The organism is Halomonas sp. 113 (assembly GCF_904067645.1).
GTDB lineage: Bacteria > Pseudomonadota > Gammaproteobacteria > Pseudomonadales > Halomonadaceae > Vreelandella > Vreelandella titanicae.
This window is the reverse complement of sequence record NZ_LR881453.1, coordinates 2,408,459-2,425,906: the sequence shown is the minus strand read 5'-3', so window position 1 is coordinate 2,425,906 and position 17,448 is coordinate 2,408,459. Positions and strand designations below refer to the sequence as shown.

Annotated in this window: 17 protein-coding genes, 1 tRNA gene and 1 pseudogene; 8 read left to right on the top strand and 11 right to left on the bottom strand. The window is 54.1% G+C overall.

From position 1 onward, the window contains the following. Positions 1 to 210: 210 nt before the first annotated feature. The 5 genes from YERSI8AC_RS11305 to YERSI8AC_RS11285 all read right to left on the bottom strand — a co-directional run bounded on the left by YERSI8AC_RS11305 (position 211) and on the right by YERSI8AC_RS11285 (position 5,492). Entirely contained in the window at positions 211 to 777 is a 567-nt protein-coding gene (locus tag YERSI8AC_RS11305) for a LuxR C-terminal-related transcriptional regulator (RefSeq protein WP_022523573.1), read from the bottom strand. Between the two features lie 51 nt (positions 778 to 828). Continuing rightward, positions 829 to 1,668, bottom strand: a complete 840-nt coding sequence (locus tag YERSI8AC_RS11300; RefSeq protein ID WP_022523574.1) for a 3-hydroxybutyrate dehydrogenase — start codon at positions 1,666 to 1,668, stop codon at positions 829 to 831. A 15-nt stretch (positions 1,669 to 1,683) separates the two neighbouring features. Beyond that, positions 1,684 to 2,850: an acetyl-CoA acetyltransferase gene (locus YERSI8AC_RS11295; protein WP_159176762.1), complete on the bottom strand. Its 1,167-nt coding sequence runs from the start codon at positions 2,848 to 2,850 to the stop codon at positions 1,684 to 1,686. A gap of 12 nt (positions 2,851 to 2,862) precedes the next feature. Continuing rightward, positions 2,863 to 4,380, bottom strand: coding sequence for a class I adenylate-forming enzyme family protein (locus YERSI8AC_RS11290; protein WP_236557444.1), 1,518 nt, complete (start codon positions 4,378 to 4,380; stop codon positions 2,863 to 2,865). 653 nt (positions 4,381 to 5,033) lie between these two features. After that, entirely contained in the window at positions 5,034 to 5,492 is a 459-nt protein-coding gene (locus YERSI8AC_RS11285; RefSeq protein ID WP_051430439.1) for a hypothetical protein, read from the bottom strand. Between the two features lie 32 nt (positions 5,493 to 5,524). Here YERSI8AC_RS11285 and YERSI8AC_RS11280 point away from each other — a divergent pair. Then, positions 5,525 to 5,629: pseudogene (locus tag YERSI8AC_RS11280) on the top strand (IS30 family transposase); the annotation flags it as partial. 73 nt (positions 5,630 to 5,702) lie between these two features. Here the strand turns inward: YERSI8AC_RS11280 and YERSI8AC_RS11275 are convergent. Together YERSI8AC_RS11275 and YERSI8AC_RS11270 are read right to left on the bottom strand one after the other, a co-directional pair. Then, positions 5,703 to 6,404, bottom strand: a complete 702-nt coding sequence (locus tag YERSI8AC_RS11275; RefSeq protein WP_022523580.1) for a GntR family transcriptional regulator — start codon at positions 6,402 to 6,404, stop codon at positions 5,703 to 5,705. Positions 6,405 to 6,463: 59 nt separating this feature from the next. Further along, positions 6,464 to 8,251: an IlvD/Edd family dehydratase gene (locus tag YERSI8AC_RS11270; RefSeq protein ID WP_022523581.1), complete on the bottom strand. Its 1,788-nt coding sequence runs from the start codon at positions 8,249 to 8,251 to the stop codon at positions 6,464 to 6,466. Positions 8,252 to 8,459: 208 nt separating this feature from the next. Between YERSI8AC_RS11270 and YERSI8AC_RS11265 the strand changes: the two genes are divergently transcribed. From YERSI8AC_RS11265 to YERSI8AC_RS11235, 7 genes are all read left to right on the top strand, one after another. Continuing rightward, positions 8,460 to 9,431 (top strand): tripartite tricarboxylate transporter substrate binding protein, encoded by a 972-nt coding sequence (locus YERSI8AC_RS11265; RefSeq protein ID WP_022523582.1) that lies wholly within the window; start codon positions 8,460 to 8,462, stop codon positions 9,429 to 9,431. Positions 9,432 to 9,479: 48 nt separating this feature from the next. Beyond that, a complete protein-coding gene (locus YERSI8AC_RS11260; protein WP_022523583.1) occupies positions 9,480 to 9,974 on the top strand; it encodes a tripartite tricarboxylate transporter TctB family protein in 495 nt (164 codons plus the stop codon). Between the two features lie 101 nt (positions 9,975 to 10,075). Beyond that, positions 10,076 to 11,581 carry a tripartite tricarboxylate transporter permease gene (locus tag YERSI8AC_RS11255; RefSeq protein ID WP_022523584.1) on the top strand — a complete coding sequence of 502 codons (1,506 nt, stop codon included), beginning with the start codon at positions 10,076 to 10,078 and terminating at the stop codon, positions 11,579 to 11,581. A 26-nt stretch (positions 11,582 to 11,607) separates the two neighbouring features. Further along, positions 11,608 to 12,729 (top strand): mandelate racemase/muconate lactonizing enzyme family protein, encoded by a 1,122-nt coding sequence (locus YERSI8AC_RS11250; RefSeq protein ID WP_022523585.1) that lies wholly within the window; start codon positions 11,608 to 11,610, stop codon positions 12,727 to 12,729. Positions 12,730 to 12,756: 27 nt separating this feature from the next. Then, the gene (locus YERSI8AC_RS11245) at positions 12,757 to 13,686 is read left to right on the top strand and encodes a dihydrodipicolinate synthase family protein (RefSeq protein ID WP_022523586.1); all 930 of its coding nucleotides are present in this window, start codon (positions 12,757 to 12,759) and stop codon (positions 13,684 to 13,686) included. Next, entirely contained in the window at positions 13,679 to 14,692 is a 1,014-nt protein-coding gene (locus YERSI8AC_RS11240; protein ID WP_022523587.1) for a 2-hydroxyacid dehydrogenase, read from the top strand. The genes YERSI8AC_RS11245 and YERSI8AC_RS11240 overlap by 8 nt, the downstream gene beginning before the upstream one ends. Before the next feature lie 147 nt (positions 14,693 to 14,839). Continuing rightward, the gene (locus YERSI8AC_RS11235; RefSeq protein ID WP_309599316.1) at positions 14,840 to 14,950 is read left to right on the top strand and encodes an IS66 family transposase zinc-finger binding domain-containing protein; all 111 of its coding nucleotides are present in this window, start codon (positions 14,840 to 14,842) and stop codon (positions 14,948 to 14,950) included. 143 nt (positions 14,951 to 15,093) lie between these two features. Here YERSI8AC_RS11235 and YERSI8AC_RS11230 read toward each other — a convergent pair. From YERSI8AC_RS11230 to YERSI8AC_RS11215, 4 genes are all read right to left on the bottom strand, one after another. Next, a tRNA-Pro gene (locus tag YERSI8AC_RS11230) sits at positions 15,094 to 15,170 on the bottom strand. 132 nt (positions 15,171 to 15,302) lie between these two features. Next, positions 15,303 to 16,124 (bottom strand): inositol monophosphatase family protein, encoded by an 822-nt coding sequence (locus YERSI8AC_RS11225; RefSeq protein WP_159176760.1) that lies wholly within the window; start codon positions 16,122 to 16,124, stop codon positions 15,303 to 15,305. A 94-nt stretch (positions 16,125 to 16,218) separates the two neighbouring features. After that, positions 16,219 to 16,653 (bottom strand): anti-virulence regulator CigR family protein, encoded by a 435-nt coding sequence (locus YERSI8AC_RS11220; protein ID WP_009286595.1) that lies wholly within the window; start codon positions 16,651 to 16,653, stop codon positions 16,219 to 16,221. Between the two features lie 114 nt (positions 16,654 to 16,767). Continuing rightward, a complete protein-coding gene (locus tag YERSI8AC_RS11215) occupies positions 16,768 to 17,262 on the bottom strand; it encodes a pilin (protein WP_201304213.1) in 495 nt (164 codons plus the stop codon). Positions 17,263 to 17,448 lie beyond the last annotated feature (186 nt).

Sequence of the window (17,448 nt, the reverse complement as noted above, 5' to 3'; positions counted from 1 at the left end):
ATCTTTTTGCTTTATTAGCATTATTATAAAACCCGAGTTTTTCTCGGCAGGAATAGATACTTAGTGTTATTGATTCATTATTGGCAAAGCATCATATAACTCATCCTAGCCGCTCCAGGTACGCTACGGTATACGTAGTACTACGTATCCAAGTAGGGAGTTTTACAGCCCCCTCTGAACTGGGTTGAAACACGCCAGGCCACCCCATGCTCAATCTTCCAACTGTATGATTTTTGATACTAATTCTGCGGTATTGCGACACCCCAGCTTCTTCATTATCTTGGCTCGGTGCGCTTCTACCGTCCGATGCGATATATGCAGCATCCTACCGATTTCCTTGCAAGTATGACCATTCGCTATATAGCTGGACACTTCGAGTTCGCGCATGGTCAAGTCATTAGATTTATCCCGGCCCACATTGATTTTCATGAATGACCAAACAGCTAGTTCAAAGGGAGCGTCGGGGGTTAACGTATTACCTATCGTTTTAGTCCAGAAAACTTCTCCGCGGCTATTACGCATGAAACGTTCATCAATACACTTCTTGTTCTGCAAAAGATCCTTATAACGAAGATCACCGATTGACTTGAAATCCGCATAAGAAGGATAAAGTTTCAACATCAACTGGCCGATCAACTTCTGTTTTTCATAACCAAAGAGATCACAAAAAGCATGGTTGCACTCCAGCACACGACGGTTCCTGGTGACGACAATGGCACAAGGCGCATGTTCAAACGCCACCTGAAGAAGATCTCTGCCTAGCACCGTTGCATTCATCGCTGATCACCGCCGCTGTTATCTGGGCATGCCATTATTGGCATACCACGCTCATTGACAGGTCCACCCCCCATCGATAGGCAGCGTGGTGCCGGTCATATGCGCCGCCTGGTCACCCGCCAGGTAATAGACTAACGCCGCCACATGCTCGGGAGGAACCAACTGGCCTGTAGGCTGTTTCTCCGTCACCAGATTGTGTACTGCCTCATCCCGTGAGCTTCCCAACAGGGCCATTCGCTGCTGGATCTGGGGCCACAGAATAGGCGTATCCGTCCAGCCGGGAGAAATGGCATTGACCGTAATATTCTGGGTCGCCGTCTCCAGTGCCAGTACCTTGGTAAGCCCCACCACACCATGTTTGGCAGCCACATAAGCAGCTTTATTGGCGGAACCCACCAACCCATGTACCGAAGAAAGGTTGATGATACGCCCCCATCCTGAATGGCGCATGTCCTCAACCGCGTGCTGAATGCACCGGTAAACCGCCGTTAGATTGATCGCTAGAATGTCCAACCAAGTGGCCGCATCAAACTCCTGTATGGGAGCCGTTTTCTGAATACCGGCGTTATTGACCAGAATATCGACCCGCAGCCCTTCTTCACGGAGATCCGCAAATAGCGCGTCAATGGCCGAAATTTGCTTCAAGTCCGCTTGAAAGTAATGGACAACAGGCGCACCGGCTTGGCGCAGTTCCTCGACGAACCGGGTAACAACCGTATCGCTTTCAGCGCGGATGTCATGAACGATCACCGAGTCCCCCTGGCCTGCGAATTGGTGGCATATCGCACGCCCGATACCGCCCAATGCCCCGGTGACCAGCAGGGTTCTAGACGCGTGAGGCGTTGTTACCGTTGAGCTTGTTGCTGTATTTGTCATCGCCGACATTGTCATTGTCCGCTCCCGGCCTTAATCGACACGTTGCAAGAGGCTGGCGTAATTGGCCACCGCCAGACCGCCCATATTGAAGACAGCACCCGTATGCGCATCCGCAATCTGGCACCCGCCCGCTTCACCCAGCAATTGGCGTGCCGCCATGACATGCATGGAAACCCCGGTGGCACCGACCGGATGCCCTTTGGCCTTCAAGCCACCGGAAGGGTTGACCGGCAATCGGCCATCTTTCATCACCCACCCTTCCTTGATGGCGCGTGCGCCTTCGCCATAAGGCGTCAAGCCCATGCTTTCATAAATCATCAGCTCCGCGATGGTGAAGCAATCATGCACCTCCGCAAACGAGAGCGAATCGAGCGTCATGTCGGCCTCGCGCAGCACGTTCTGCCACGCTCTGGTCACACCATCGAAGACTAACGGATTACGCTGCTGCATGGGCATGAAATCCGTGACCTGGGTGCGCGCAAGGAAACGCACCTTTTGTGCGGCGGCATCCGCCACATCCTTGGACGAGACCACCACCGCCGCCGCCCCATCGGAAACGGGAGAACAATCGGTACGCTTCAGCGGTGCCGCCACCACCGGGTTCTTTTCCGATACAGCCTCACAGAACGCCACGCCCACGTCTTTCTGTAGCTGCGCATAAGGGTTATGCACCCCGTTGGCATGGTTTTTCGCGGCAATACGTGCCAGTGCTTCCGTCTGGTCGCCGTAGGCCTCGAAATAGCGGGCCGCCACATCGGCAAACACCCCCGCAAACCCCGAACGTTGATGCCGGGTTTCCGGCTGGTAACTCGCCCCCAATAGCCCTTTACCGATCCGGGAAGCATCGGCATCGGTCATTTTTTCGGCACCGATCACCAGCACATTGCGGGCCAGGCCCCCCTCGATCAGATTGATCGCCTGATGCAACGCCGCCGAGCCACTGGCGCAAGCATTCTCTACCCGGGTAGTCGGCTTGAAACGCATGTCCGGCAGCGCGTTCAGCACCAGCGATGCCGGAAACTCCTGATCACACATGCCGCTATTAAAATTCCCGATGTAGACAGCATCGATATCCTTTGCCTCCATCTGTGCCGATGCCAATGCCTCGACCGCGGCCTCGCCTATCAGCTGTTCGAGCGACTGCTCGATTTTACCGAAGCGTGTGTGCCCACCGGTGCCAATGATATAAGTACGCATGGAACGAACTCCCTAGCTGGTGACGCCATCGAGCCGCTTGCGCAGCTCGGTTTTAAGGATCTTGCCGTAGGCATTCTTGGGCAAGTCAGTGAGGAAATGGTACGACTTGGGGCGTTTGAAACGCGCCATCCTGTTAAGGCAGAACTGATCGAGCGCCGTGGTATCGAGCGAGACCGAGCAGGCGATGAACGCCATCACCACCTCGCCCCACTCGGCATCACGCTGCCCCACCACGGACACTTCTTTGACCCCGGGAAATTGCAACAACACCTCTTCCACTTCACGTGGATAGATGTTCGTGCCACCGCTGATAATCACGTCCTTCAGGCGATCCGTCAGGTAGAGAAAACCCTGCGGGTCGAGATGGCCTATATCCCCTGTCCGCAGCCACCCATCACGCAGCGTTTCTTGTGTCGCGGTAGGGTTATTCCAGTAGCCCGCCATCACCATATCGCCACGCACACAGACTTCCCCCTCTTGGCCGCAGGGCAGGCAGCTACCCTCCTGATCCTGGATAGTGACTTCGAGCTGAGGATGCGACTGGCCCACTGGCAACAAGGGCGAGCCCTCGGCATCCCCGCTCAAGCACTGCGGCGTCAGTTGATGGTGCTGCCCCTTGCCCAGGAAGGTAATGGTCATGGGGCTTTCCCCCTGTCCATAGATCTGCACCAGCCGGTGCCCGAATACCCTTAACGCCTCCTCGAGATCCTTGGCGTACATGGGGCCGCCGCCATAGGTGATGGTAGCGATATGTGCGGCACTATACTCAGGCTGGTGCGCCGCCAGGTAGTCCAGCACGCGACGGATCATCGTGGGGGCCAGGAACATGGAAACGTGGTCATGGCCCGCCAGGGTAGACACGAAACTCTCACCCGAGAACTTCAAGGAACCGGGAATGACATTGGCGCCGCCTGCCATCAGGTAAGGCACGATATACAGCCCTGAACCGTGGGACATGGGGGCAAAATGCACCAGCCTGCTTTGCGCCGTCACCGGTTCGATGTTGGCCGCATAGCACGCCGACATGGCCGCCAGATTGAGATGGGTCAGCGTCGCGCCCTTCGGCTTGCCCGTGGTACCGCTGGTATAGAATATCCATGCCGGTGCGTCAGGGGCACGGAAAACCGGTCGATCGAAGCTCTCTTCATGAACAAGACCTTCCGGCAGCATGGGGGGCAAAACGAGTGTGTCGGTGAGGGCCTGGGCTACATCATCACGTTCGCAGAACACGATGCAGCTGCCGCTATCATCCGCAATGTAACCGACTTCCGCCACGCTCAGCTTGGCATTGACCGGCACCACCACCAGGCCCGCGTACCAGGCGCCGCATAGCAGTTCGATATAGACAGGGCTGTTGGGCAGAAAGAGGGCGACTCGCTCCCCCGGCGCTAAGCCTTGCCGGGCAAAAAACGTTGCCCAGCGCCGGGCTTGGCAAGCCAGCTCAGCGTAACTGAGCGCCGGCACATCCCCCTGGTAAGTCGCGATACGATGAGGAAACCTAACGGCATTGACGGCTAGGTAATTGGCCACATTCAAGGAGCATTCTCCTGCTTTAGTTATTATTGCTCCTTTAGGCTAGGGGTTGTGGCTACCTAGTGATATACGTAGTAATACGAAGCCCGCTAGACTAATAGTCTAGTGTCGGTGCTGGCATCACCCCTGATCTCATGATGGGAAGGCCGACCCACTCACTACAATCTCAAGCGCTGAAGCGCCGTCCACCTTAAACCAAACCCGGAAGTCAAATGTTTAGCCGTCCTGAGCGGTAATCACCAACACATCGCCTTTTAGCATCATGGGGGCAATAACAGCGCCACCTTTACTATCAGGGCTCATGCCAACACGGACCGCTTGGCGCGTCAGGGTGTCGATAAAGCAGACGCGGGCTTTGGGGGCGTATTTTTTGATGTTGGCGGTGTTTTCAGGCCGCTTGTGTGGCTTTGAGATGTTCTGGTTTATCTATATACAGCTGTTCTAGGCTTAGGAAAAAGCCGCTGGACTGACTCTGGCCGCACTCTAGCCGTGACTGAGTCAGTAACCGTGAGCTTTCAATGGAAACCGGTGCTGCCAGCAGGATAAAAACGAATAAGATGTGGCAGTCATTCTTGTGCGCGTAGCCCACCCTGCCCCGAGTGCCTGGGCGACTTGGCGAAGCATCGCGCGCTGATCCTCAAACAGGATCATTATTGGCTCCTTGCACCAGTCATCAGATGTTGCGAGAGCTGTTCAGCGGCCACTTTGCTTTCACGGGGATGGCCCAAACGTATGGCATCTACCAACGCTAACATCGCATAAAGTTCTTTATCACGCCGTACAGCGTAAGTTGCCGTTTTGAACAACGGCTCTACCGCCGGACCTTTACTATTGCCTCGCGGGTCAGGCCAAACCAATAGCAACTCACCCGCACTGTAAATTTGGCCTTTTAACACCGGTGCTGCAAAAGTGGTGGCAATTCCACGCGTAATTTCACCAGGCCTAGCTGGGAATACGTAGCGCAGACCATGCACAATAAAATCAAATAGGGCTCTGACATTCGCACGCGGCACGCCGGTTTTGCGATCTTTTCGCACGAGGCCAACCTCGATGCAGCGTTTCAGCGATAGGCTGATTTGGCTTTTGCTTATCCCTGTTTCAGCTGCCAAGGCCCTTACGCTGTAACACTCTTTAAGTCGCAAACGATGAGCCAAGAAAGCGGCTGGGATACCGAGCCCCAGCCCAGGTGTTCTTAGGTGAATACTCAGGAGCACTAGAAACCACAGGTGCTGCACTTATTAGCTGAATTCAGAACCGAACCCACTCACAACCTATTCAAGTGACACAAAAGCTTCTACGGTTTGGAAAATCTGTGAAACTTAATCTTTAATGCCAGCATAAAGCGCCAAGTAGCGGTTTTTGGAAGGTAGTAGATGCTGGCGACACAGGTCAGACAAGCGTTCGCGGTCTTCGTCGCGAATGGCGTCAATCATCAATTGGTGTTCATTTCTGGCTTGAGCCAGAGCATCGCGATCCGTAATCGCGATAAAGCGGATGCCATGAGCCTTCTGGGCGAACTCATTAATAGTAGCGTACAAATATTCATTCCCGCAGGCTCTGAATAAGGTGCGGTGAAAAGCGATGTTCATATGGAATACTTGCCTTAGGTCGTGAGCATTCACGGCTGAGCTGTGCTGCTGATGAACATCTTCAAGCTCTGAAAGCCATTCCTGCGGAGCTGGCAGGGGCAGTCTACTCACTGCAGCTAATTCGAGAATCTCGCGCATAGCGTAGATGTCCTCGACCTCTTCCGGCGGATAACTCCGGACGAAAGCACCTCTGTTTTTGATGCGCTCAGTTAAACCGATGTTATCGAGTTGGAAGAGAGCCTGGCGAACAACGTGTCGCTTGCAGTCGAAGCGCTCCATCATGGCCTCTTCGACCAGCCGCTCACGCGGGTGCAGTCGGCCGAGCACAATGTCCTCTTCTACAGCGGCCACGATGTCATCGACACCGTTTGCAGGTGTAGAGGGTTGAGTCTCGGCGCCACTTACAGTGGGCGGCTGGGCAGTTCGGTTCATGATCGCTTTCTCAGCATTCTTTGCGGTGCATAAGGAAAATAAGTGTATCAAACTCGCTTTCAGGCTTCATTCTGTCTTGGTATCCGGCACGTAGGTTCAGGCCGACAGGCACGGAAATCGCACCCTTGTTCGGCTTGAAGGATTTGCTCCATAAACAGACGCCGATAGCCCAGCAGTGGCGCTCCGCCCTCCTCCCCCTTGAGGGATTGGCGTCTAGCATCGAGCACCTTGTTATCCACTTCTAGGTTCAACTGATTGTTAGCAACATCAAGCGATATGAAATCGCCATCGCGTACCAACCCAAGCGGGCCACCCTCAGCGGATTCTGGAGAGACGTGGAGCACAATAGTACCTGCTGCGGTGCCACTCATGCGCCCGTCAGATATGCGAACCATATCTTTAACGCCTTGAGCGGCGAGTTTCTTGGGAATCGGAATGTAACCCGCTTCTGGCATACCCGGTGCCCCTTTGGGCCCTATGTTCTGTAGTACTAGCACGTCGTCAGCTTGCACATCCAGACCCAGGTCATCAATACGGTTAGCCAAGTCTTCTAGACCTGTGAACACGACAGCACGACCGCGGTGAGTCATAAGATCGGCCGAGGCAGCTGACTGCTTAATAATGGCGCCAGACGGTGCCAAGTTACCACGCAAGACTGCTATACCACCCTGGGCGTAGACCGGGCTTTGCATTGACCGCACGACCTTTTGATCGATGAGATGGACGGCGGCATCGATGTTCTCGCCCAAGGTATGGCCATTGATGGTCATGGCGCTCAAGTGTAACAACGGTTTTAACTCACGTAGCAAGGTGGGCAGGCCGCCTGCCCGATGCAAATCTTCCATGTACCCTTCTCCTGATGGTTTGAGATCCATCAGTACAGGGGTTTCCTGGCTCATTCGGTCAAATGCCTCAAGATCGATATCGATGCCCAAGCGCCCTGCGATAGCGGTCAGATGAATCAAGGCATTAGTGGAGCCGCCTAAGGAGAGCAGTACGCGCAAAGCATTTTCGAAAGCTTCAGGAGTAAGAATTTGATCTGGCGTAACGCCTGCGTGTGCAAGTGCAACGGCCTGCGCACCTGACTGTTCGGCAATGCGTTGCCGATCAGCGTAGACAGCCGGCGCAGTGGCGCTATTGGGTAGCATTATTCCCAGTGTCTCGGCTAGGCAGGCCATGGTGCTTGCGGTGCCCATTACCGAGCAAGTACCCACGGTAGGGACCAGCTTGTCGTTGACTTCGTTAATTTCTGCTTCGTCGATGTCATTACCACGGTAGGAGGCCCAGTAACGGCGACAGTCGGTGCAGGCTCCGACGCGAGTACCACGGTGTGAGCCTGCAAGCATGGGTCCGGTGACGACTTGGACTGTTGGAACACCAGCGCTAGCGGCGGCCATCAACTGTGCGGGTACGGTCTTATCGCAACCGCCGATCAGCACCACGGCATCCATCGGCTGGGCACGAATCATCTCCTCCGTATCCAATGCCATAAGGTTACGCAGGTACATGCTGGTGGGGTTAGCGAAAGATTCATGAAGAGTAATGGTGGGAAAGTCTACTGGTAAGCCGCCAGCGAGCATGACGCCACGTTTAACGCTCTCGACCAATCCAGGCACATTGCCATGACAGGCATTGTAGCCACTGTAGGTATTGGCAATCCCAATGACCGGACGCGAGAGCGCATCATCCGTATAACCCATGCCCTTAATGAAGGCCTTGCGCAGAAAGAGCGAAAAGTCTGCATCGCCATAGTTGGTTAGTCGGTTGGACATGCCCAAGGTGGGGGCTTCAGATGTCGATTCATGACGCTCATTGCCGTTGCTATTGTTTTTAAAGTTCTGGCTCATTGCGGTTTCCTCTACTTTATTCGCGGCTTCTCGGAGGTGTCTGTAAATACGGCTCTCGATCCTCAGGCTAGGCGGTATAAATCTAGCTGGCAAGATTATTAATAATATTATTGACAATATTATTGATGTGCAACTACGTTGGATAGTGCAAGCACGCCTTGCTCAACCATGTGCATCACAACGACAAACAGCACTTGAGGTAATAACAATGAAAATCCGTAGCATTTACACAGCGTCCCTACTATCCGCCCTGATACTTTCAGGCGCCGCTCAGGCGGAGTATTCAGCAGCCGATGAGATTAAGGTGCTTCAAGGATTTAAGGCAGGTGGAGGCAGCGATACCTTGGCCCAGTTGACCCAACCATTTTTGCGAGAATCCCTGGGCGTGGAATTTATTAATGAATACATTCCCGGCGCCACAGGCGCGATTGCATGGACGCGGCTAACCCAACAGTCGGCAAATGATGGCAGCGTCATCAGCATCACCAATACCCCGATGCTGATGACGAACTACATCATGAATGACGCTATTAATTACTCAATCGACGAGCTAACGCCCATCGCCAACGTGGTAACCGACCCAGGCGTTATCGTGGTGCCGGAAGACAGCCCCTATCAAACAGTGGAAGATTTTCTCGCTGCTGCCGAGGAACGCCCCGGTCAGATTACAGTGGCAAATTCAGGCGTCGGCGGTGATGACTTCTTTTCAACCATCATGATTGAGAAGGCAACGGGGCTTTCCTTCCAAAAAGTCCCTTTCCAGGGCGATGGCCCCTCTGCGACAGCAGCCCTGGGAAGCAAGGTCGACGCCAGTTTCAATAACCTTGGTAATGTCTATGGCCACATCCAGTCGGGCAGCCTTCGCCCCCTCGCCGTCTTCACTAAAGAGCGTCTGGACATTCTGCCTGATGTGCCCACCATGATTGAGAAAGATATAGATGTCGTGGCCGGCTCTTCACGCGGTTACAGCGCACCAGCAGGCATTCCAGATGAAGCACGCGATGAGCTTATTGCTGCCTTTGAAGCCCTAAAAGATAACGAGGAATTCCAGCAGACGGCTCAGGAACGTGCCATGAATCTCGACATCCAGACCGGTGACGACTACGGCCAGATGATGCAAGACATGGAAGGCCAATTCGAGGAAATCTGGGCAGATGTCAAAGATGAGGTCAACCAGTAAGTCGCTTAACCGGCAGAGGGAAATGGCGAATCGACAAAGGGGTATGAAATGAACATAAGTCGTCTAGTCTTAGGATTTTTTGCCATTGGCATAGCAGCGACCTTTTATATCACTGCGATGGGCTATCCGGCTAAGGCGGCGAACATGCCCCTTATCTATTCGGTTGCCGTCGCATTGTTGGGAGCGGCGATGGTGGGCCAGGAAGTATTCAGTATCCTGCGTCAGCTCTCGGCCGAGGGAGCAGCAACCTCCAATACTGCCGCACCAGAGGAGGAGAGCGTCAGCGGCCAAGCTAGGCACCGCAAGCCATGGAAGGCAATGCTGATTTTCTTATTGGCCGCCTTCTACCTCTACACCATTTCGATAACAGGATACCTGATTGCCACTGTTGGTTTCATGGTAGTGGCGTTAGCGATGATCGGGCATGTTTCATGGCGCTTCGCCGCCATAGGCATTGTGGTGTTGGTCGCGGTGGTGTGTGCGGTTTTCATCGGCTTTCTAGGCCTGCCTGTCCCGCTACTGCCGCCTCTGTTTTCCTCATAACGACAATTAGAGCACCCCTTATTCCCGGCTCGCATGGCTTAGAAAGACATTGCAGCGCGCTGGGAGGGGGTGCCTGACGCAGGCTTCTGGAGTCTAGTCATATGGATAATCTTGTTTTGGTGGGCCTGACCAACGTCATCACGTTCACCAATATCTCCCTAATACTTGGCGGCACCCTGCTGGGGCTGTTTGTAGGCGCCATGCCGGGACTCTCGGCGACCATGGCGTTGGCGCTGCTGTTACCTCTAACCTTTGGCATGAATCCGGCCTCGGGTCTCAGCATGCTGGCTTCGCTCTATGTGGGGGCCTCCTACGGTGGCTCTATCGCCGCCATTCTATTGAAGACGCCAGGCACCCCTTCGGCCGCGGCGACAGTACTTGATGGATTTCCGCTATCGCAACAAGGCCAGGCCGGAAGGGCATTAGGAGTGTCGCTCTTCGCTTCTTTTATCGGGGGGCTGCTGAGCGGCATCGCCCTACTCACTGCAGCGCCGTTGCTTGGCGTACTGGTACTCAAGTTCGGCCCTATCGAGCTGTTCGCGATTGCTGTATTGGGTATCACCATCATTGGCTCTTTATCACAAGGCTCAGTCGTCAGTGGCCTGCTTTCTGGCACCCTGGGATTACTGTTGAGCACAGTAGGTATGGATCTCATCACCGGCACGCCACGAATGACCTACGGGGTCATTAACCTGTTTTCGGGTATCGAATTCACCGTCGCACTGATCGGTCTGTTCTCGATCCCGCAAGCGCTGATATTGATCGAGAATGCCCATGGTGCTCAGAAGGTGGCAAGCAAAATCACCGATAGGTTGATTCCGCCTCTCGCTGAGATTCGCCGCTTGTTACCCAATATCTTCCGTTCCAGTGGCATCGGCATCATCACTGGCCTAATTCCCGGTACCGGCGGCGATACTGCCAGTTGGTTCGCTTACAACGAAGCCAAGCGCTTTGCCAAAGATAAGAGTCGCTTTGGCAAGGGAGACATTGCGGGTGTCGCTGCACCTGAAGCGGCCAACAATGCGGTGGTGGGTGGTGCCTTGATACCCACCATTGCTCTGGGTATTCCTGGCAGTTCCTCTACTGCCATTCTGCTAGGTGCGCTAATGGTTCAGGGCATCCTGCCCGGCCCTAACCTGCTGACTGACTATGGCGATGTCACTTACACCCTCATCTGGGCGGTGATTTTCGCCAACATAGGCCTACTGCTGGTGGGGCTACTGTTCACTCGGCTCTGTGTAAGCGTAACGCGGGTACCTGACAGCTTCGTGGCCTGCTCCATCATCACGCTGTGTGTGATTGGTGCCTTTGCTATCAACAATAGCTTGTTTGAAGTTGGGCTGATGCTGGGCTTTGGGCTGTTTGGTTACTGGATGAACAAAGCCGGTGTCTCACCAGCGCCAATGGTGATCGGGCTGATTCTGGGGCCGGTCATGGAGACCAGTTACCAACAGTCAATGCTGATCGGGCAAGGCAACCTGAGCATCTTTTTGACCAGCCCCATTGCCGTGGTGCTGTTATGCATCGCCGCTTTCTCGATCCTGCAACCGACCCCCCTCTTTCGCTGGCTGCGGGTTGCACTGCGCCAGCGTACTCAGCCTGAGTGACCTTACTCTCAATTCGAGGATTCATCATGACAACGATAACCGAAGTACGTACTCGAACGGTCAATGTACCGCTAGACAACCCCACCAGCTTTTCTAATCGACAGGTACTTAAGCGAGATTATGTACTAGTGGAAGTGGTGGGTGATGATGGCCATATAGGCATTGGGTTTTGCTATGGCGGCAATAATGCTGGCTCACTAGTGGCAAATGCGGTACGGGAACTGCTGAAGCCGGTGCTGTTGGGAGCGGACGCTCATTCGACCGAAGCACTGTGGCAAGCGATGTATCAGGAATCGCTTCTTCATGGCCGCAGCGGTTCGGTGATGCGTGCCATCAGTATTTTGGATACCGCGCTGTGGGACCGTAACGCTCGGGCAGCGAAACTCCCGCTCTATAAATTTCTGGGCGCCAGCGACACCCTCAGCGTGCCGGCTTATGCCAGCGGAGGCTACTACCTAGACGGCAAAACGCCCGCGATGCTTGGCGAAGAGATGGCAGGCTACGTGTCAAAAGGTTTCACCGCGGTAAAGATGAAAGTGGGACGAGAAGACCTAGCGGGAGAGGAAGCTCGCTTGGCGGCGGTTCGCGAGGCGGTGGGCCCAGATGTACAAGTAATGATGGATGCCAACAATGCCTGGCGGGATCTGCCGTCGGCGTTAGCCTTCATGCGCATGGCAGAACCTTATAATCCGTTCTGGATCGAGGAGCCCTTTAGTCCCGATGACATTGACAATCATCGCCGCTTAGCGGAGCGCACGCCAGTTCCGGTAGCCACCGGTGAAATCGAAGCGGGACGCTGGCGCTTCAAGGAGCTGCTGGACAAAGAAGCAGCCATGATTTTGCAGACTGATGCGGCGGTTTGTGGAGGCATCACCGAGTTTCGGCGTATCGCCGCCACGGCTGCCAGCTATGGGGTGGATATTTATCCGCACTGGTTCCACGACTTGCATATCCATCTGGTGGCATCGGCGCCAAACGTGAAGATGGTCGAGTTCTTTGCCGACGATCAGGTGCTTAACTTCAGGCGCCTTGTGGATACCCAGTTGGAGTTTGCCGACGGACAATTGCTACTGCCCACCGCACCCGGACTTGGTTTTGGCTTTGATCAGGCTGCGCTTGAGCGCTATGCCATCGAGCCCTGGCAATAACGACCTTACAACAACAAGGAGAATATCATGTCCCAAGCGAGTGGAGACGTCTGGTCACCGGTGATTACCCCCTTCGGCGCCGACTTGGCGCCGGATACGCAACGTTTTGTGGCGCACTGCCAATGGCTGGCCTCAAATGGTGTCGGCTTGGCCGTGTTCGGCACAAATTCTGAAGCCAACTCAATGACGGTGGGCGAGAAACAGGAGCTTTTAAAAGCGCTAGTGCATGGCGGTGTCGATCCCTCCAGGATTATGCCCGGCACCGGGAGCTGTACAATTGATGATTGCGTGGCGCTGACACGCGAGGCAGTGGACAGTGGCTGTGCCGGTGTGCTGATGCTACCGCCCTTCTACTATAAGGGTGTTAGCGATGAAGGCTTGTTCCGCTATTACAGTGAGGTGATCAATCGCATCGCAAATTCGCGCCTACGGATCTACCTCTACCATATCCCGCCGGTCACTCATGTCCCGCTCTCGTTTGAACTGATCGAGCGTTTACGTGACGCCTTCCCGGGCATTATTGCTGGCATCAAGGACAGCGGCGGAGACTGGGAGCACACCAAAGGGTTAACCGAGCGCTTTGCTGGGCAAGACTTTGCTGTGTATGCCGGCAGCGAGCGGTTCTTGCTGGATACCCTACGAGCAGGCGGTGCTGGCTGCATTAGCGCCACTGCCAACGTCAATCCGGCCGCCATCGTTGAGTTGGCCCGGCATTGGCAGGCGGACGATGCCGACGTTCATCAGCAGAACCTCAATGTTATACGCGACCTATTTGAAAAGTACCCACTGATCCCTGCCATGAAGGCGGCAACAGCTTACTTCTCAGGAAAAGACGCTTGGCGGCGTGTGCGCCCGCCTTTAGTAGAGCTGGAGGAGCAGCGTGTATCTGAACTCGTGTCTTCGCTTAAAGCGATAGGATTCCAGATGGAAGGCATAGGTGAGGCGAGCCATGGATGAGCAAACGAAATCGTGGCGTATTGTCGCTGTACGACGGCTCAGTGAAGCCCAGCTTGAGGCACTTTCCGAAGTTGCCGAGGTCGACTATTTCGAGGACGTGGACGAATCAAACCGTGCTGATTTCATGGCAGCGCTTTCCAGAGCTCATGGCCTAATCGGCGGTAAGCTAGAACTCAATGAGGCAATGCTAGCCGAGGCGCCTGCGCTTCAAGTGGTATCCACCATTTCAGTGGGCTATGACCACCTGCCCCTTAAGGCACTGAATCAACGCCGCATTCTACTCTGCAATACGCCAGATGTGCTTACCGAAACCACTGCCGACACAGCATTTATGCTAATCATGGCGACCCAGCGGCGGCTAGTCGAACTGTCCAACCTTGTCCGCGATGGCGGCTGGCGAACACATATCGGTCCCGAATACTTCGGTATTGATGTACACGGCAAAACCCTAGGCATCGTGGGTGCTGGTCGCATTGGTGCGGCGATTGCACGACGGGGAGCGTTGGGTTTTGGTATGCCCATTCTCTATACCGCCGCCTCATCCAAGCCTGCGCTTGAGCAGCAGTTAGGGGCGAAAAGGCGTGAGCTGAATGACCTGTTAGCTGAAGCAGATATCGTCTGCCTCAGCGTGCCCTATAACAGCGATACACATCACTTAATTGACGCAGATGCTCTAGCACGGATGAAAACGACGGCTGCCCTAATCAATATAGCGAGAGGTAAAGTGGTCGACGAGCCAGCACTGATCGAGGCACTCCACTCCGGCGGAATCCGTGCAGCTGGGCTTGACGTGTTCGTAGAGGAACCGCTTCCACCCGATTCGCCACTGGCGGCCATGGACAATGTAGTGACGACTCCACACATTGGCTCGGCGACCCATGAAACACGTGAGGCCATGGCACAGTTGGCAGTCGATAATCTGCTGGGCACGCTGATCGGCAGCGGCCCGCTTACCGCGGTTAATGAGCATGTCTGGCGACGGGCTGATGCTATTGAGGAAACATAATGCCTCGCCGCCTACAACACATCTTGTGTCTTGATGATTTCGAGCGGGCCACTCAGCGGCATTTAGTCCCGGCCGGTTTGTCGCGGTGGGGAGCGTCCATGAACTGCCCGAGAACGCCCACCATTGTGACGATGACAGCACACCGCGCTGAAGGTCATCGGTGAAGCGGTCAGCGAGGAGCTGCATGTGGTGCCCGCCCGGATCGAGGTGATCCGTCATGTGCGGCGTCAAGATCGCCCCAGCGCCCGCCAAGCATGAGGTTGCTGTGACATCTCCAAATACGATGATGGCGTGACATCACAGAAACTCCGGACAAGTGTCACCTATATGCCACTTATAAAACGCTAACAAACAAAAACGGCCACTGTAGCAATTAGCTAAGTGACCGTTTTATATGTTCTTGGTCGGAGCGACAGGATTCGAACCTGCGACCTTTGCAACCCCATTGCAACGCGCTACCAAGCTGCGCCACGCTCCGCTGTCTTTATTGGCCGCTACATCTTTGCCTCAAGACGGTGCGTATACTAGCGGTTTCTTGCATAAATGAAAAGCCCTTATAGCGCTTTCTTTTCAAGTATTTGTCACACACCGCTATAAATCTCATCACCCTTTATGGCTTACGTTGATCGGCTTCAAGCAGCAGATAAGCCATTGCGTCATATACACCGGGGGCCGTTACGATTAAATGATCCGGGTAGATATCTTCCGGCACCGCTGAAGGTACTGGGTATAGATGCCCTACTCGCGCGCCGGCTTCCCGTGCAATAACCCAGCCCGCAACGAAATCCCAGGGCGAGACACTCTCGTAATACGCATCCAGACGACCGCAGGCTACATCGCATAAATCGAGCGCTGCAGCGCCATTACGACGCATGTCTTGGCACTCAAAAAGCACGGCTTCCAACCGCTTCAAAAGGTGCTTACGCTCCTCTTTACGGTAGGGAAATCCTGTCCCTACCAGGGTGTGCGCCAGTGAATCCGCACTGCTTGGCTGTATGGTTTGACCGTTGCAAAAAGCCCCAGAGCCTTCTGCAGCACTAAAGGTCTCACCTAAAAACGGTGCATGAACAACGCCCACCTTGGCAACGCCCTCTTCCATCCAGCCAATGGAAACCGCTACGTGGCGAAGCCCTTGAGCAAAATTAACAGTGCCATCAATAGGATCCACCACCCACAGCTTAGGTGCTGTTTCATGCAAAGCGCTTTCTGGAGCAAGCTCTTCACTCAGCCGCGCTTCCCCCGGAAAGTGCTCCTCCAGGCGTTGGCTAATGAGTTCATCCACGGCCACATCCACGTCGGTGACCAACTCATTATCCTTTTTTAAGCGCTGGGCAAAGCCTTGCTGCTCCCGCGCCTTGATAATCATCTGCCCAGCTTCTTCGGCAATAGCGATAGTAATTTCAAGACGTGCGGCTAGTGTGTGGTCGCTCATTGAATCTCCCTTTAGAACGCGATGATACTGTGAGCTTCTACCATAAGCCGCCGGGATGTAATTTTCGAGTCATACTGACTTGCGCTTGCAATGGTTAACGCAATACGTCTACCAATACATCCACCACGATGCGCGTAGCGGCTTCAATTAGCACCACATCGGCACCAACACGCTCCCACTCATAGCCTGGGTAGCGCGGCAATTGAGATGCTAACTGGCCGTCAAAACGCTTGGCGATACCTGGGGGCAAAGGTTTGCCACGCTCAAGGTTGCGCTGAATACCTGGCGGCAACGATTCGGCTCGCGGTGCGTCATGCCGGCGCAGCAGTTGGCGCAGCTCACGTTCGTTAATGCGTGGTAAATCAACTCGCTCATCGCGGAAGTGACCAGGTCGGTTAGATTCATGTTGCTGGTGCTGGCCCTTATCGCGGGCACCGTGAGCCGGGGCATGGTCAGGCTGAGCAAAGGCTGCGCTATTAACTAGCAATGCGCCAAGTGCGCTTATGGCAATCAGTTTGATGGGCTTCACTGTAAGCTCCTCGCTTAAGGTCAGAGTTAGCAGTGTACTCGGTGAATAAGTACGAAGTGTGGAATTAAAAAGGAGCCGAAGGCCCCTGACAGAATAAATATATATAAGCGAATATCAGTCACGGCAGCTTGCAGGCAAGAAACGCGTAGGAATAGCATTAGACGCAGCGGGGCGGCACACCCACTCTACAGATCCACTATTATTATCGTTATTTACTTTAGGCTCGAAAACTAGCCGCGTGCCAACTAAAGCATCTACAACACCTTCACTCTTCATAGTCACGACGATCCCAACGCCTTGCCCATCTAACGTTTTTACATTCACACTATTTACGTAGCTTCCTTGGATTTGAGCGGCAGCAGACAAACCAGCTTGGTCATTACCTTTAGGCCAATCACCTGTTGTCATATAGTATTCTGAGACTGCTGTCTTAGCTGATGATGCAAGACTAATGGCCTCACTCACCTGAGCCCGACCCACATAGTTTTGATACTGCGGCACAGCAATAGACGCCAATACACCAATAATCGCGACGACGATCATCAGCTCAATCAGCGTGAAACCGCCTTGGATGGTGTTACGAGAAATTGGCTGTGCAGCATTCTGCATGAAGGCATCTCCTGTGGGGTGAAGGAAAAGCCTTTTTAAGGATCGTGAATCCTTAAAAAGAATTAGAAATCGTTGAAATTAAACTAACTTAAATGGTCTACTTTTACAACGAACCTTATTAATATGATCAGCTTAGCCGACTACCGCTTTAACTACATGAAAGGATTAGTCATTTCATCCCTGTAA

Excerpts from the sequence above, each read along its gene's own strand:
- YERSI8AC_RS11305 (WP_022523573.1), bottom strand. The coding sequence starts at position 777 with ATGAATGCAACGGTGCTAGGCAGAGATCTTCTTCAGGTGGCGTTTGAA.
- YERSI8AC_RS11300 (WP_022523574.1), bottom strand. The coding sequence starts at position 1,668 with ATGACAATGTCGGCGATGACAAATACAGCAACAAGCTCAACGGTAACA.
- YERSI8AC_RS11295 (WP_159176762.1), bottom strand. The coding sequence starts at position 2,850 with ATGCGTACTTATATCATTGGCACCGGTGGGCACACACGCTTCGGTAAA.
- YERSI8AC_RS11275 (WP_022523580.1), bottom strand. The coding sequence starts at position 6,404 with ATGAACCGAACTGCCCAGCCGCCCACTGTAAGTGGCGCCGAGACTCAA.
- YERSI8AC_RS11270 (WP_022523581.1), bottom strand. The coding sequence starts at position 8,251 with ATGAGCCAGAACTTTAAAAACAATAGCAACGGCAATGAGCGTCATGAA.
- YERSI8AC_RS11265 (WP_022523582.1), top strand. The coding sequence starts at position 8,460 with ATGAAAATCCGTAGCATTTACACAGCGTCCCTACTATCCGCCCTGATA.
- YERSI8AC_RS11260 (WP_022523583.1), top strand. The coding sequence starts at position 9,480 with ATGAACATAAGTCGTCTAGTCTTAGGATTTTTTGCCATTGGCATAGCA.
- YERSI8AC_RS11255 (WP_022523584.1), top strand. The coding sequence starts at position 10,076 with ATGGATAATCTTGTTTTGGTGGGCCTGACCAACGTCATCACGTTCACC.
- YERSI8AC_RS11250 (WP_022523585.1), top strand. The coding sequence starts at position 11,608 with ATGACAACGATAACCGAAGTACGTACTCGAACGGTCAATGTACCGCTA.
- YERSI8AC_RS11245 (WP_022523586.1), top strand. The coding sequence starts at position 12,757 with ATGTCCCAAGCGAGTGGAGACGTCTGGTCACCGGTGATTACCCCCTTC.
- YERSI8AC_RS11240 (WP_022523587.1), top strand. The coding sequence starts at position 13,679 with ATGGATGAGCAAACGAAATCGTGGCGTATTGTCGCTGTACGACGGCTC.
- YERSI8AC_RS11225 (WP_159176760.1), bottom strand. The coding sequence starts at position 16,124 with ATGAGCGACCACACACTAGCCGCACGTCTTGAAATTACTATCGCTATT.
- YERSI8AC_RS11215 (WP_201304213.1), bottom strand. The coding sequence starts at position 17,262 with ATGCAGAATGCTGCACAGCCAATTTCTCGTAACACCATCCAAGGCGGT.